This is a genomic window from Arsenophonus nasoniae DSM 15247, from assembly GCF_000429565.1.
Taxonomy (GTDB): domain Bacteria; phylum Pseudomonadota; class Gammaproteobacteria; order Enterobacterales; family Enterobacteriaceae; genus Arsenophonus; species Arsenophonus nasoniae.
In genome coordinates this window covers 13,868-28,154 of the sequence record NZ_AUCC01000004.1, presented here as the reverse complement: position 1 = coordinate 28,154, position 14,287 = coordinate 13,868, and the positions used below count along the sequence as shown (strand labels likewise).

The 14,287-nt window shown below is 38.6% G+C and carries 18 protein-coding genes; 7 read left to right on the top strand and 11 right to left on the bottom strand.

The window, feature by feature from the left end; all coding sequences use genetic code 11:
* Both G468_RS24125 and G468_RS0101615 read left to right on the top strand, forming a co-directional pair.
* Positions 1-226, top strand: a 226-nt coding sequence (locus G468_RS24125) for an ATP-binding protein (RefSeq protein ID WP_034249177.1), incomplete at its 5' end; no start/stop codon positions are given.
* A gap of 138 nt (positions 227-364) precedes the next feature.
* Entirely contained in the window at positions 365-1,078 is a 714-nt protein-coding gene (locus G468_RS0101615) for a DUF637 domain-containing protein (RefSeq protein WP_081700599.1), read from the top strand.
* 80 nt (positions 1,079-1,158) lie between these two features.
* Here G468_RS0101615 and G468_RS19425 read toward each other — a convergent pair whose 3' ends face one another.
* Positions 1,159-2,448 carry a cytosine permease gene (locus G468_RS19425; RefSeq protein ID WP_034249167.1) on the bottom strand — a complete coding sequence of 430 codons (1,290 nt, stop codon included), beginning with the start codon at positions 2,446-2,448 and terminating at the stop codon, positions 1,159-1,161.
* Between the two features lie 100 nt (positions 2,449-2,548).
* Here G468_RS19425 and G468_RS0101605 point away from each other — a divergent pair, with 100 nt between their 5' ends.
* The 3 genes from G468_RS0101605 to G468_RS0101595 all read left to right on the top strand — a co-directional run bounded on the left by G468_RS0101605 (position 2,549) and on the right by G468_RS0101595 (position 5,025).
* Complete coding sequence (locus G468_RS0101605; protein WP_026821607.1) at positions 2,549-3,232, top strand: PAS and helix-turn-helix domain-containing protein; 684 nt, start codon at positions 2,549-2,551, stop codon at positions 3,230-3,232.
* A 708-nt stretch (positions 3,233-3,940) separates the two neighbouring features.
* A complete protein-coding gene (locus G468_RS0101600; protein ID WP_026821606.1) occupies positions 3,941-4,168 on the top strand; it encodes a hypothetical protein in 228 nt (75 codons plus the stop codon).
* A gap of 140 nt (positions 4,169-4,308) precedes the next feature.
* Positions 4,309-5,025, top strand: coding sequence for an SGNH/GDSL hydrolase family protein (locus tag G468_RS0101595; protein WP_026821605.1), 717 nt, complete (start codon positions 4,309-4,311; stop codon positions 5,023-5,025).
* A gap of 238 nt (positions 5,026-5,263) precedes the next feature.
* Here the strand turns inward: G468_RS0101595 and G468_RS0101590 are convergent, their stop codons facing one another.
* The 7 genes from G468_RS0101590 to pth all read right to left on the bottom strand — a co-directional run bounded on the left by G468_RS0101590 (position 5,264) and on the right by pth (position 9,487).
* Positions 5,264-5,551, bottom strand: coding sequence for a SymE family type I addiction module toxin (locus G468_RS0101590; RefSeq protein WP_478209557.1), 288 nt, complete (start codon positions 5,549-5,551; stop codon positions 5,264-5,266).
* A 12-nt stretch (positions 5,552-5,563) separates the two neighbouring features.
* Entirely contained in the window at positions 5,564-5,938 is a 375-nt protein-coding gene (locus G468_RS19420) for a helix-turn-helix domain-containing protein (protein WP_034249176.1), read from the bottom strand.
* Between the two features lie 307 nt (positions 5,939-6,245).
* Positions 6,246-6,578, bottom strand: a complete 333-nt coding sequence (locus G468_RS24585) for a hypothetical protein (protein ID WP_246067382.1) — start codon at positions 6,576-6,578, stop codon at positions 6,246-6,248.
* 50 nt (positions 6,579-6,628) lie between these two features.
* A complete protein-coding gene (locus G468_RS24580; protein WP_246067383.1) occupies positions 6,629-7,282 on the bottom strand; it encodes a DUF3644 domain-containing protein in 654 nt (217 codons plus the stop codon).
* A 6-nt stretch (positions 7,283-7,288) separates the two neighbouring features.
* The gene (locus G468_RS24575) at positions 7,289-7,501 is read right to left on the bottom strand and encodes a hypothetical protein (RefSeq protein ID WP_246067384.1); all 213 of its coding nucleotides are present in this window, start codon (positions 7,499-7,501) and stop codon (positions 7,289-7,291) included.
* Positions 7,502-7,685: 184 nt separating this feature from the next.
* The gene (gene ychF / locus G468_RS0101575) at positions 7,686-8,777 is read right to left on the bottom strand and encodes a redox-regulated ATPase YchF (RefSeq protein ID WP_026821603.1); all 1,092 of its coding nucleotides are present in this window, start codon (positions 8,775-8,777) and stop codon (positions 7,686-7,688) included.
* A 119-nt stretch (positions 8,778-8,896) separates the two neighbouring features.
* Positions 8,897-9,487, bottom strand: coding sequence for an aminoacyl-tRNA hydrolase (gene pth, locus G468_RS0101570; protein WP_026821602.1), 591 nt, complete (start codon positions 9,485-9,487; stop codon positions 8,897-8,899).
* A 295-nt stretch (positions 9,488-9,782) separates the two neighbouring features.
* Here pth and ychH point away from each other — a divergent pair, with 295 nt between their 5' ends.
* Positions 9,783-10,040: a stress-induced protein YchH gene (gene ychH, locus G468_RS0101565; RefSeq protein ID WP_026821601.1), complete on the top strand. Its 258-nt coding sequence runs from the start codon at positions 9,783-9,785 to the stop codon at positions 10,038-10,040.
* Positions 10,041-10,240: 200 nt separating this feature from the next.
* On the opposite strand, the gene prs is transcribed toward ychH, so the two are convergent.
* From prs to lolB, 3 genes are all read right to left on the bottom strand, one after another.
* Positions 10,241-11,188, bottom strand: coding sequence for a ribose-phosphate diphosphokinase (gene prs / locus G468_RS0101560; RefSeq protein WP_026821600.1), 948 nt, complete (start codon positions 11,186-11,188; stop codon positions 10,241-10,243).
* Positions 11,189-11,254: 66 nt separating this feature from the next.
* The gene (gene ispE / locus G468_RS0101555; RefSeq protein WP_026821599.1) at positions 11,255-12,121 is read right to left on the bottom strand and encodes a 4-(cytidine 5'-diphospho)-2-C-methyl-D-erythritol kinase; all 867 of its coding nucleotides are present in this window, start codon (positions 12,119-12,121) and stop codon (positions 11,255-11,257) included.
* Positions 12,118-12,771 (bottom strand): lipoprotein insertase outer membrane protein LolB, encoded by a 654-nt coding sequence (gene lolB, locus G468_RS0101550; RefSeq protein WP_051296905.1) that lies wholly within the window; start codon positions 12,769-12,771, stop codon positions 12,118-12,120. The genes ispE and lolB overlap by 4 nt, the downstream gene beginning before the upstream one ends.
* Before the next feature lie 244 nt (positions 12,772-13,015).
* Here lolB and hemA point away from each other — a divergent pair, with 244 nt between their 5' ends.
* Positions 13,016-14,278 (top strand): glutamyl-tRNA reductase, encoded by a 1,263-nt coding sequence (gene hemA, locus G468_RS0101545; protein WP_026821597.1) that lies wholly within the window; start codon positions 13,016-13,018, stop codon positions 14,276-14,278.
* Positions 14,279-14,287: the final 9 nt, after the last annotated feature.

Here is a 14,287-nt window from a genome sequence, read left to right as displayed (position 1 = left end):
AGAAGCAAACCTGTTTTTCAATGTGATTGCCAAGCGTTATGAGCATGGCAGTGTCATATTGACGAGTAACCTATCATTTGGGCAATGGCCAAGTGCTTTTGCTGATGACGCAACATTAACTGCCGCTATGCTTGATCGTTTACTTCATCATTCGCATGTACTGCAATTAAGCGGTGAAAGCTACCGATTGAAAGATAAGCGGCGCTCAGGAGCAATAACTGAGTAAAACAGTGGATCAATTTTGATTGATCGGATTTAGATAAAAAGTGGATCAGTTTTCGGTGATCGTTGACACCATATAATACCAAATGTTAAAAAATAAAAATTTTGTTTCGCAGAATAATAATAACTTAAGCCTAAGTATATCGAAGGGTCACTAGCGGGTTTAGATACGACAGTATTCAGTAACGGTGATAGCGTTGCGCACAGCGCCCAACCCTATAACCCAACCTTTCCAAGATTCAGTGATGGTGAATGGCAACATACTGTTCAACGGGTGGCGGCGCAATCACTGATTACGTCAGGAGTAGACACAGCACTGAATGGCGGCAGTTTTAAAGATAAACTGGCCGCCGCGTTAGTCAGCCAGACCAGTCGTCAATTACATGCCGAAGGGGCGCATTTAATCGCTAAAAATGGTCAGGTACTTGGCAATCCGGGCAAACTGCTCAGTCATGGTGCCATGGCGGCTTTAAGTGCAGAGATAGCCGATAGCGATAAAGTAGGAGCGGCGGCCGGCGCCTTGGCCTCGGGTACAGCGGAAGGCGCTTATAGTGGCGCGGATGCCGGTGTTATCGCGGTGCAGAATAACTTTTTAAGCGCTAAAAATGTTATTGACATGAAAAAAGAGCTTGAAGAGGCAGAGAGAATTGGGGCTGAGAAAGAAGCGATTTACCAGAAATATGGCAAAATTAGCGCAGAGAATAGAGATAAAGCCACCGCGCTAGTTCAGGATGGCACGCCATTTGATGCAATAGGGGTATGGGAAGAATTAAACGGCGGTGTTGATTTAGCGGATTCATTGAAATGGGCTACTATTTTTGCTGATCTCAGTGCTGAAAAATGCTCGACTGCTTAGGCTAGTTGAATAATATGGATAAACCGTTATTTGCTCTGCCTCTTGTTTATATCACTTAATCAAGAGACAGGTTTTAATAGCTAGTTTTTATTTTCAAAAATAAAAATCTTAGTTTTCATTAACAAAAAATAAACTAGGCTGGCCATTAAAATAGAGTTTAATGATGGTATCCCCACCTTAACTTCTATGCCAATAATAGCGCCTAGAATGCATGCAATAATGGCTGACCAGCCAATTAATGGCGTAGATAATTCATTCGGCAACACGCCATTTTCTCTGCTTGCATCTAATACTTTCCGGCTGGTTTGCAAAATATAATAGTCAACTAGCATCACAGCAGCAATGGGGGGAAAAATAGTGCCTAGTAAAGAAAGAAAATTAGTAAAGTGAGTTAAAATACCCAGCATCGACAAAATGGTACCGATACAGCCGACAATTAATGTTAACTGAAAATATTTAAATTTTTTACCGGTAAAAATTTCAATGGTATTAGCTATGCCTAAAGATGAAGAATAGAGATTAACATCATTAACTTTAATAGCAGATAATATAACCGTTAATAGACCTATTACGCCGGCACTGGTTGTCATTATTTTTACTACATCAGCCGTATTTAACGCATGGGCAATTAATATTGCTATTCCACTGACAATAAATGGTCCTACAATTATTGATATTGTGCTCATCAAAATGACATCTTTCGTATTTCTACAATAACGACTAATATCTGGTGTCGTTAAAGTGCCTGCGATGCAACCGCCTGCAACTATTGTTGCTCCCTCGCTAATAGTTAATCGATTTCCGTTTGGTATTTTATTAAAAACATCAATAATATTAAAATCTTTTGTAAGAATAGAAAAAATATAACCAATTACGATAAAAAATAACGGAACGGAAATTAAAGCGGTAAAGCTTAAAGCTCGAAAACCATAAGCAACTAGAAAAGTAAGACCCAAACCGGATAAAGCCGAGGTTAATGTGAAGTTTATTTTATAATCAAATATATATTGTATTCCTTCTGCCAAAACAGAATTTTGTATACCAAACCAACCTAATAAGCTAGTAGCAATCGCTAATCCTATTATTGCCGAACCAATTTTTCCAAATCCACACCATTTCGCCAAAATAGAAGTTGATAAACCTTCTTTCATTCCGGCTAATCCCAATCCTAAACTAACAAATTCTAAAATCAAACTGCCAAAAAAAGTCGCTAATATAGCATCCATGAATGTCATAGAATGACCTAATGTTGCTCCAAGCATAAATTGACCTAGCGATGTTAAATATCCGATTCTAACTAAAGTGACTTTAATTATCCCAATCCTAGATTGCATCGGAACTCTATTAGAAGCATAATCATTCTCAGTCATATTTAATTCCTTTAAATAAGATGGAATTAATATATTACTATACTTAAATATATTTAACTATATGATTTTGTATGGAAATTAAGATAATAGGAGATTTGATATGAATATTTTTTCCGATAAAAACATTCTATCTTTTATGGAAAAAAGCTTAGGCAATTGGTGTGTTAAAGATATAAACTCAGACTATATATTTATGAATAAAAAGGGAATTGATTATTATGGTTTTAATAAAATAGATTTTGAAGGCAAGTCTGATAAAGATATACCGATTGAACGTTGCCAAGAACTTTGGCCAGAATTTATAGCACATGATCGAAAAGTAATTGAAAAAAATAAAAAAATCGCTGCAATAGAAATTCATAAATATAATTCAAGCTCATCAGCAAATATAATTGCAAATTATTGTGAAAAAACACCACTCTATGACGATAACAATAATATAGTTGGTGTTGTTTGTTACGGCATTGAGCTTGATAATGCCGCGTTATTGCATTATATGAACCGATTAAGCATACAGAAAATTGAATTTGATGCACAAAATGATATTTTTAGTAAACGGGAATTAGAAGTGATCTTTTGGGCACAACAGCGTCTAACAGCGAAAGAAATAGCTAAACGGTTAGGGATTTCACATCAAACTGTAGAAGGGCATTTAAAGCTAATTTATAAAAAAGCCGATGTCCATAGTATCTTACAGCTTATTGAATATTGCAAACATGTAGGACTTGATAGATATATTCCGATGGATTTTATTCGTAAAGGTGTACAGATAATTGATGAATGATTTTTCTATCTTAACACCTGAAATGCGTTGCCCGATTTTGTCGCTGAAGCTGAAATGGTGGCAAATTAAAATACAAAGTTATTCAAGTGGTTACCACTGATAACCGCCTGCGAGTTGGAGTGAGGCTTTCATCGCTTAGGTCAAAAACCGATTGCACAACGTCTTGATTTTACAGTCGGTTCTTTCGCCGTCTAAAATTTTACTTTATAATCGCTTTTGGCCATTGTGACTACTCAGATGAGTTGCTTGGTTAGCAGTGATGGCAGGTAGCCGACTGTCATCACTGCATCGCTTTTTTATCCCTATCTCCCGCTTTTTGCCTGATTTTCCCTAAAGTTTGCTTGACTTAACTCTCCATCAGCTTGGTTTTAATTATCGTTTTAGTAACCGCTTGGCCAACTGTTATATTGTAGCTAGCGTTACAAACTACCGCTTCATATTGCCTGCCTGTTGATCCATGTATAGCTAAAACAAGGGTTAGTTAATTAAAGTATAAAAGTTTGACAATGGGTTAACGCGTTTTTCGTAATAGTTCTATTTATTCAATAAAGTCACTCAATTTTTGTCCGTTGGATGTATAAAACTAACGGTAAGAAACGACAAACAAATTAGTAAAACAGTTATAGTTCGGTCGTTATTACCCTTTATGACCCATATTTAATCTACGAAACCATTTAATGACGCTAAAATGCAAGTGAGGAAAAAGGAATGCAGTCCACACGATTTCGTAATGTTATTGTCTTCGGTGACAGTTTATCTGACACAGGTCTGATGGCCAGTTCCATTATTGGCAAGCTGGCGAGTGCATTCGGTGCCATGACAGTTAATCCGACTGGCCGTTATAGTGATTGCCGTAACTGGACAGATCATATGTTTGAGGCGGCAACTGGCGGAGAATCGCTGATGATGGCGAGTGCTAGCATCTCAAAAAATTAACTAGCAAACATCAATCATTTTCGCAAGATTCCGGCTGGGGACAGAGTTCTGACCTATGGTTTCGCTATGCTAATTACGCTGTCGGTGGTGCTACAGGCGGGATACCGTACGGTATTGCTCACAAATGCTCACTCACTACCATGAAAAATGAGGTCAATGCGTTTCGGAAAGATTTTTCATCATTAGGGATAACAGATGAAAATTTTCTTTTTATTGTTTGGTTTGGCGCTAACGACCTTTACACGGCTGGTTTGCCTGCCAGCCGGATGAGCGAAGTAGCCATTAAAGTTGCTGATAAACGTAGAAAAGAGCTGGCTAGTATCGTAGGTGCAAGTAATGCACACTTTATCTATATAAATATGGGACTGCCACTATCGGCTGCGCGTTATCAGGAGATGGTTAATTCTGCCAGGCAGAAATATCAAACGTCTGCCAATAAGGATAAAGCTAAGCGTATTTTTGATAACGTCAGGCAACAGATTAATAACTTTGAAAGTGGAGCAATGTTATTTAACCACACGCTAAGAGAGATAACTGAACGTAATGGCGATATGTATGTTGATATGGCGTCGTTACTGAAACCCGAATCGATGACTAATTTGTATGAAAAGTTACATTTATTAGCAGGGGTACAAGCCGCTGGCACCAGTAACCAATTTATCGATAGTTGTAATTACGATATTATTATGGGTAATAAAACCAAAGTGTCTACCTCAGATAAAGCCCATCCAATGGATCGTGTTTATCGCGTGGTATGGCAGAAAATCTGTGAGGCGCTATGGGAAAAAGGTTACACCTTCGGCACCCTGCCTGTCGCTAGAGGAACTAATTGTACTCATTTCTGTACCAGGCTTTGAGGGGGGCAATAAATAAAATAAGGTTGTTTGTATCATGTCATTTTTGTGCAGATGAAAAAGCCTAAAATTCTGCATGGTAGATAAAATGTAACTATCAGCCTTAGAAGCAATAGTGGAAACTATTCGTGCAGAATGAAATAGAATGCTAGGTTATTGTTGAAGACACTCGCCAAAATGGCATAAGACAACGACAATAGTTAGAAGAGCCCAGCCAAGCGCTGGGTTTATCCTTTAACCCTCAATGGTTTTTAACTAGCCGAATGACCAACTCACCGGCTTGGCGGTTAATGGTGAAGTGACTGCCGATATGAAACCCCAGTTCGCTTAGCCACTTGCCACTAATGATCATTTGTGGGCTGGGGTTGGGTTTTCGTCTATTTGGTAAATAACCAACTGTATATCTTCTTGATTTTACAGTTGCCTCTGTCACCGTCAGTGGTTTTACTTTACAATTGCATTTAGCCATCGTGACTATCTCCGTTAGTTGCGTGGTTAGCAGTGATGACAGGCTGCAACCTGTTATCACTGCGTTGATTTGTTATTTGTCCTTTTTAACGCCATGTCTGGTGTTTTTACTAACTTCCGTTACAGCCTGCGTGACTTGGCTTTTTACCATAATGGCATCAATCACTGCTTTTACGACCGCTTGGTCAGTTGCTGACATGGCGGCCAGCGCTTCAAAGCGCAGTTTCATATCGTCCTTAGGCTCACATTCTTCTGGCTCAAACAATAGAAAATCTGAGGTGACATGTAAAACGACAGCCAGCTTTTTGAGGGCATCAGCCGTAGGTAAAGAACTACCCGACTCGTAGCGTTTTATCTGTTGGACATGAATACATGTGGCATCCGACAGTCCTTGTTGGGTCAATCCACGTTGTTTGCGTAAGGTGACGACACGTTGGGAGAAGCTCATGTTTATTAACCCGTAATCAATGGTGATCATGATAATAGCTCGTCCTTGATTGACTTGTCGATGATATATTAAATGATACTATAAAAGTACATAAAAGAACCTTAACAAATTTTTAAAGTAAATCTGAAAAAGTTACCTGACTCAAAAAATCTAGAATTGGTTTATCACAATGCTTTATAACTTATGTACAAGTAAGAGAGCGTTAAATTAGCTAACACTCTGTTAATCTGGAGGGTAATTGTTTTGGCGGGTGATAAGAACAATTAAATGATTTTAAATTATGTATGCAAATTGATTATTAATTTTTCTAAGAATGTTTTTTAACTGCCGCTAAAACATCGGGTTTTTTGAGTTCAGAAATAAGAAAATCAACCCATTTTTTAGAGTAAAGATAGCCATCAAATCCTTCACTATAAGCGACGTATGAATTTTTAAAATAGATGTCAATATTTGATGGTCTGGTTTTAAAATATTGCCAGCATTTGGTATGCCAATATCTGTTAAAAAATATAATTTTTTTTCTAACAAGTTCGATTACTTTCGTTGGTTTTAATTTATAGGGATTTTCTAACTCTTTAATAAATGTTATTCCTTGTTCATAATTTCGACGTTCTTCTATATTTAATTTATTGATATTCACGAATTCGATTGCTAAGTCAGAAGATTTAGCATGATTTCCTAATTTTGGTACTAAAAAACACGAAGGCGATATTTTTGGCTTTCAAGAATTGAATCATCTAAATTTGCTCGATATGTTTCCATATATTGCCTAACAACTTTATAGTTTTTTGTTTGCAGTTGCTTTAAAGACTCATTTTGAGCTTGCTCTGATGTTCGAGTTAGTTGCATGGCGATAGCTAAATTGGTATACAGAGCTTGTTCATCACCAAACTCTTTAATCAACAATGTCTCAAAGTTACTGAGCGCTGATTGACACTCTCCAGCAACGGCTAAATCAACAGCTGGCAGACTTCGATGCTCAATTTTATTACGTAGACCAATTAAAAATTTGAGATTATATTTTTCAGGCGATTCTATACCTTGCCAGTAGACATTAGAACATTCGCTAAGCTCCCAGGCTTTCTTTTCTCCATCAATTTTTATTGCCTTTCCATTTTGATCGGTGTGGTAATAATTTTGCCCGTGTTTTTCAAAAATCGCATGAAATAAAGCTGTATAAGCTATAATGATGTTAACGATATAACCATAGGTTTTGAAAGTAGCATATGGGTTGTTATAAGTAGATACAGCAAGGAGAGCAAACTCTTTTGCTTTGTGAAGTAAAATACTTTTTGCTGATGGAATAGTAATATTTGAATATTGAAGTTTTTGGCTGTGAATCATCCTGAATTAATCTTTAGTTAAATAACATATGCCAGCTATGGAATAATGTTTACCATCCTTTTGTATATATTGATGCCATCTTTTTGAAGGATATGTTCCGCAAGTTTGTTTTTTCCATCCTGTCGCGGCTGATAGTTCATTTATTGTAAAAGACTCATTATTTTTTTCACGCTGAATCAAAAAATCATAGGCTAAATCAACTTTATCGTATTTACTCAATTGGATCCTCCAACTATTTAGCTTGAGGTTTTTAAAAAATTAAATCTATTTTAATTAATTTAAATTATTAAGCGATAAGTTGGATTTTCTATTGATATAAAACAAAAAACCACGCAACAGCGTGGATTTTTATGGTTTCTATCTAATGCAAAAAGTGTTGGAAAGAGTGAAAATAGCAAACCTGTCAAACATTAAACAAAAAGTTCATTACATCGCCATCTTGCACAATATAATCTTTACCTTCAGCGCGCATTTTGCCGGTTTCTTTGGCGCCTTGCTCGCCGTTATAGTGAATAAAATCGGCAAATGAGATTGTTTGGGCGCGGATAAAGCCTTTTTCAAAGTCGGTGTGAATTTTGCCCGCCGCCTGCGGCGCGGTGACACCAACTGGAATGGTCCAGGCGCGAACTTCTTTAACGCCGGCTGTGAAGTAAGTCTGTAAATTGAGTAACTGATAACCGGCGCGGATCACGCGATTTAGTCCTGGCTCTTCAATACCCAGTTCGGTCATAAATTCGTCGCGTTCATCTTCATCCAGTTCGGCGATATCGGCTTCAACAGCGGCGCAGACTGGCACCACAACCGACCCCTCTTTTTCAGCAAAGGCACTGACTGCATCTAGGTGGGGATTGTTTTTAAAACCATCCTCACTAACATTGGCAATATACATGGTGGGTTTCAGGGTTAAAAAGCTGAGATAACGAATGGCCGCTTTTTCTTCTTTACTTAAGGCTAAAGTCCGTAGCATTTCTGCCTTTTCAAGATGGGGTAAACATTTTGTCAAAATGTCTAATTCAAATTTTGCCTCCTTATCACCCCCTTTCGCTTTTTTCTGAATACGATGAATGGCGCGTTCACAGGTGTCTAAGTCAGCTAATGCCAATTCAGTATTGATGGTGTCAATGTCCGCGAGTGGATCGACCTGGCCGGCAACGTGAACGATGTTGTCATCGTCGAAACAGCGAACGACATGGCCGATGGCTTCGGTTTCACGGATGTTGGTTAAAAATTGATTGCCTAAACCTTCACCTTTAGATGCCCCTTTTACTAATCCAGCGATATCGACAAATTCCATTGTGGTCGGTAATACTCGCTGTGGTTTGACAATTTGCGCTAATTGATCGAGACGAGGATCGGGCATCGGTACCACACCCGTATTAGGCTCAATCGTACAAAAAGGAAAGTTTGCAGCCTCGATGCCGGCTTTAGTCAGTGCATTAAAAAGTGTTGATTTTCCTACATTGGGCAGACCAACGATACCGCATTTAAATCCCATAAATATGTTACCTTAATTTTTATCTGTTCAACCGCGTATCGCTAATTGATAAATGTGAATGAATTTGCCGCTGATTATACACCTAAAAATGATCTTGCCGAAGCGATGATGGCATACTATTAATTTGCTGCCTTAAACGCGTGTAAGCGGTTTACTGCTTTATTAACGCCTTCATTAAGCAGGATCGGTGTGCAGCCTATTGCTTCATCTATGGTGTCATTGATTAATTTTTGTTCCGCTAGGGTCGGTTTGCTTAATACAAATCCAACAACTTTATTTTTATCACCAGGATGACCAATACCAATACGTAAACGGTAAAAATTAGGGTCGTTGCCCAGCTTATTTTGAATATCTTTAAGACCATTGTGTCCGCCATTGCTGCCGCCCAACTTTATTTTGGCTGTTCCTGGCATTAAATCTAATTCATCATGGGCAACAAGGATTTCAGCTGGCTTGATACGATAAAAATTGGCCAATGCTAACACTGATTTTCCACTGAGATTCATATAGGTTGTCGGTATCAGTAAGCGAACATCATTACCTGCCAAGTTGATCCTGGCGGTATAACCAAAGAATTTACTCTCTTCTTTGAGTAATTGATTATAATGTTTGGCTAATAATTCGACGTACCAGGCACCTGCATTATGCCGGGTTAGCGCATATTCAGCACCTGGGTTAGCCAGACCGACGATCAATTTTATGTTACTCACCATATTCTTTCACTATTTAGCCAATTTTATTAAGGTACATAGCTTACCTTTTCTGACAACGCAGTACAAAAAGTTAAATTTGATGACAGTAAAATCGATTAATCAGGTTAGTAGCATGACGGTAACTATTTTTTCAATAAAAATAGTTTTATGTATAGATTTGTGAATAAAATCTTACCTAGTGTGATCACTTCCTCAATCTTTGTCAGAAAATTATTACTATAATATAGTAAAAGAGCCGCTATTTTTATTATTTAATATTGTACATAGAGATAAGTATTCTGGAGGGTATGATATGAAAAGAAAACAGTCTTTTTTATTAGGTAATTGCCTGATGGTTACAGGGATGGCAATTATGGTGATCAGTATCGCCTATAATATTTGCAATCATGTTTTTCAGTTAGATCTACCCGAATATTTAGCAGAAATATCACTGATTAGTCTTTTTATTGGTGCTTTGATTTGGTTAGCCGGTGCCAGGGTGGTAGGGCATGAGGGCATTGCTGATCGTTATTGGTGGCTAAGAAATTTTGATGAGCGTCATCGCCGCTAATCGTTAACGTTTTAGTTGAAGCAACAAGATATCCGGTCAAAATAAATTTGATCGTATTTTAATTAATACATTTATTATTAGGGTTATACTGTTATTATCTTATCGCAAATAAAAACCCCGTGATAAGTATCAAAGGGTTTTCGGTAATACTAAGTTAATCAATGCGGCCGCTAAAAATTTAACTCAGGGTAATTTATTATTTAGTGTTCAAACATCGCTGAGATCGACTCTTCATTGCTGATCCTACGAATGGCTTCAGCCAACATGCCTGACAGCGTTAAAGAGCGAACCTTATTGAGCTGTTTGATTTCAGCTGATAAGGGGATAGTGTCACAAATAACCACTTCATCAATGACTGAATCTTTAATATTAGCGACGGCATTACCAGAAAATATGGGATGGGTAGCATAAGCAAATACCCGTTTAGCGCCTCGTTCCTTAAGTGCTTCAGCCGCTTTACACAAGGTACCGCCGGTATCGATCATATCATCAACCAATACACAGTCTCGATTAGCCACATCACCAATGATATGCATAACCTGGGAAACGTTTGCTCGTGGCCGACGTTTATCAATAATCGCCATATCGGTATCATTTAATAATTTAGCAATGGCGCGGGCACGTACTACTCCGCCTATATCGGGTGACACGACAATCGGATTGTCTAGATTTTGTTGTAGCATATCTTCTAACAAGATTGGACTACCAAAAACGTTATCTACCGGAACATCAAAAAAACCCTGGATTTGCTCGGCATGGAGATCGACAGTTAAGACACGGTCAACACCAACACTGGAAAGAAAATCGGCCACTACTTTAGCGGTAATAGGCACACGAGCTGAACGTACGCGGCGATCTTGACGTGCATAACCAAAATAGGGAATGACAGCGGTGATCCGACCAGCAGATGCACGGCGTAGCGCATCAACCATGACAACAAGCTCCATTAAGTTGTCGTTTGTTGGAGCACATGTTGATTGTATGATAAAAATATCGCCACCACGGACATTTTCATTAATTTGTACACTAACTTCACCGTCACTAAAACGACCAACCGCAGCATCGCCAAGGCTCGTATACAGACGATTGGCAACTCGTTGAGCAAGTTCCGGTGTAGCATTACCAGCAAAAAGCTTCATATCAGGCACGTAAAAAACCTCAGGCTTGCGTCTATAAAGATATTATCGACCAAAAATATTATTATATTAATGGCTTCAATATCTGGAAATCCCAGCGCGGAATGTATGCAAAGGAGATTGGTTAACGCCTTGCGCAACAAAACCCTGCACCCACTCTGGGGCTTTATTTAACACCTTACGGGCAGCTACTTCAGTTTCGAATTCAGCAAAAACGCAAGCACCTGTGCCGGTAAGACGTGATGATGTATATTCTAGCAGCCATGAAATAAGCTCTTCAACCTCAGGAAAACGTTTTCTTGCGATTGGTTCACAATCATTTGTGTATGGCCCTTGTAATAAAGCGCTTAATGAGCGTTTTATTGAATTTCGTTTTAATTCCGGATCAGCAAAAATTTGCTGGGTAGCAATATTTATTCCAGGGTGAGCCACTAAATACCATTTTTCTGCCGGATTTGCCGGCAGAAGTTGATCACCGATGCCTTCTGCAAATGCGGCGTGACCTTTTACGAATACCGGAACATCGGCGCCGAGCTGACGAGCAAGCTTAGCTAGCGTATTATCATCAATATTGGTTTGCCAATGGTGATTTAACGCAATCAATGTGGTCGCTGCATTAGAGGAACCACCACCTAAACCACCACCAATAGGTAATCTTTTATTAACATAAATATTCGCACCTTGCTGATTATCCGCGCGGCCTGTTTCCAGGCAATAATGTTGTAATAGACGCGCGGCGCTAATAATTAGGTTATTTTCTGCTGGTAGATTAATAAAGGGCGTAACTAGCCGAATTTGCTTATCTTCACGTGGTTCAATCGTGATTTCATCACCATAATTAAGAAATTGAAACAGAGTCTGAAGTTGATGATAACCGTCCGCTCGACGACCGGTAATATAGAGAAATAAGTTAAGCTTTGCTGGTGAAGGCCAGGTTAATGTCATTCGATTAGCGTCCAACTGTCCATTTTTAATTTGATACGTTGTTTACCTTGCGTTAATTCAATACGACTAGGTAGTTTAGGCTGGCTATCCTGATGATAAGCCAGGTAGTTTAACTGCCAGGTTTCGCCATTTTGCCTATATTCGATCGTTTTTAACAGCCCATTTTCGTCCAATGTGAATGAGGTAGCATTGGTTGGTAAGCCGATTAACCAATAGGGCAGATTTTCAATCGGGATTGCCATCCCCGTTAATTGATAAATCATCTGTGTTGGATGATTATTAACATATTTTTTACCTTCTCTATCCATTAGCTGAGTAACGCTTGGTGATACATTGAGCTCTAATTCTGTTGTTCCTAGTGGATTAGTCAGCAACAGGCGGTAATTAGACAGGGTATATTGTTGCCAAAAGAATTTGGCATAGGTTTTATTATCCGGGCCAATATAGGCAAAAGCACCACGGGTTTGAAATTTTGTCAGCTTGGCCAGTTGATGCTGGTGGCTTATCCATAAGGGATTGGTTATTGAACCGTCTTTTTCAGTTGTTAATTGTTGATTAAATGTACAGGCGGTCAAAAAAATAGCAAGTAGCGGAATAAATCGCCAACAAACATGACGCAAACTAGCAAACTGCTTGGCAATGAGTATCATTAAATATTTCCTATTCACTCGGTTGATATTAATTTTTTGCTATCGATCAGAATGTTACTCAGATAAATGTAACTATAATTGGGAAAAAATGCCCGATTTATTCATTTGCTTAGTTTAACATCTTTAATTGCTTAGTTGCATAAAGTAGAATACTACCTCAAAATTTCCTTATTAAAGTTATCGGTTTTATTTTTGTGTGCTTAACAGATGTTTAGAATCCATTTAGCTACTTGATTTAGTGAATATGACATTACTTGCACTCGGTGTAAATTATAAAACCGCGCCTATAACGTTACGTGAACGGTTGACCTTTGGGCCGGAACGAATTGAACATGCACTGGATAATTTACTCCAGCAGCCGTTTGTTCACGGTGGCGTTGTGCTCTCTACCTGTAATCGTACTGAGCTTTATCTCTGTGTTGAATCACAAGAATCTCTGCAAGATCAATTAATTGACTGGTTATGCAGCTATCATCGTTTAAATTTAAATGAGGTTAAAGCGAGTATTTATTGGCACCAGGATAATGCCGCTGTTAGCCATTTAATGCGTGTTACCAGTGGATTAGATTCATTGGTCTTAGGTGAACCACAAATTTTAGGTCAAGTTAAACAAGCGTTTTCTAAATCTCAGCATTATAAAAAATTATCGAGCGAGCTGGAGCGTTTATTTCAACGCTCATTTTCAGTTGCTAAACGTATTCGTACGGAAACAGAAATTGGTGCTAATGCAGTTTCGGTTGCTTTTTTAGCCTGTACCCTAGCTCGTCAAATTTTTGAATCACTGTCTGAATTGCATATTTTACTGGTAGGAGCCGGTGAAACGATCGAACTGGCTGCGCGCCATCTGTGTGAACATCGTGCTAAGCATTTGATTATCGCTAACCGTACTCGTGAACGCGCATCACGTTTTGCCAAACAAGTTGGTGCGGAAATTATCACTTTAGCTGAAATTGATACTCGTTTAGCGGAAGCAGATATTGTTATTAGTTCTACTGCCAGTCCTTTACCGATCATTGGTAAAGGGATGGTTGAACGGGCAATGAAAGCCCGGCGTAATAAGCCTATGTTGCTAATTGATATTGCCGTTCCGCGAGATATTGAACCGGATGTTGACAAGCTGAATAATATTTATCTCTATAGCGTTGATGATTTGCACGCTATCGTGCAACACAATCTGGAACAACGGAAAATGGCGGCAGTTCAGGCAGAGCTTATTGTTGAGCAAGAAAGTGCTTATTTTATGGATTGGTTGCGTTCTCAGTCATCAGTCAATACAATTCGTGATTATCGTAGTCAGGCAGAGCAAATTAGGACTGAAATGGTAGAAAAAGCGCTTGCTTCGCTGCGAAATGGTGCAGATAGCGAGCAAGTAATCAACCAATTGACCTATCAGTTAATGAATCGCCTGATCCACTCACCAACCAAATCACTCCAGCAAGCAGCAACAGATGGTGATATTCATCGTCTTAATATTTTAAAAGATAGCTTAGGACTGGAGCAAAATTAAACTACCTTA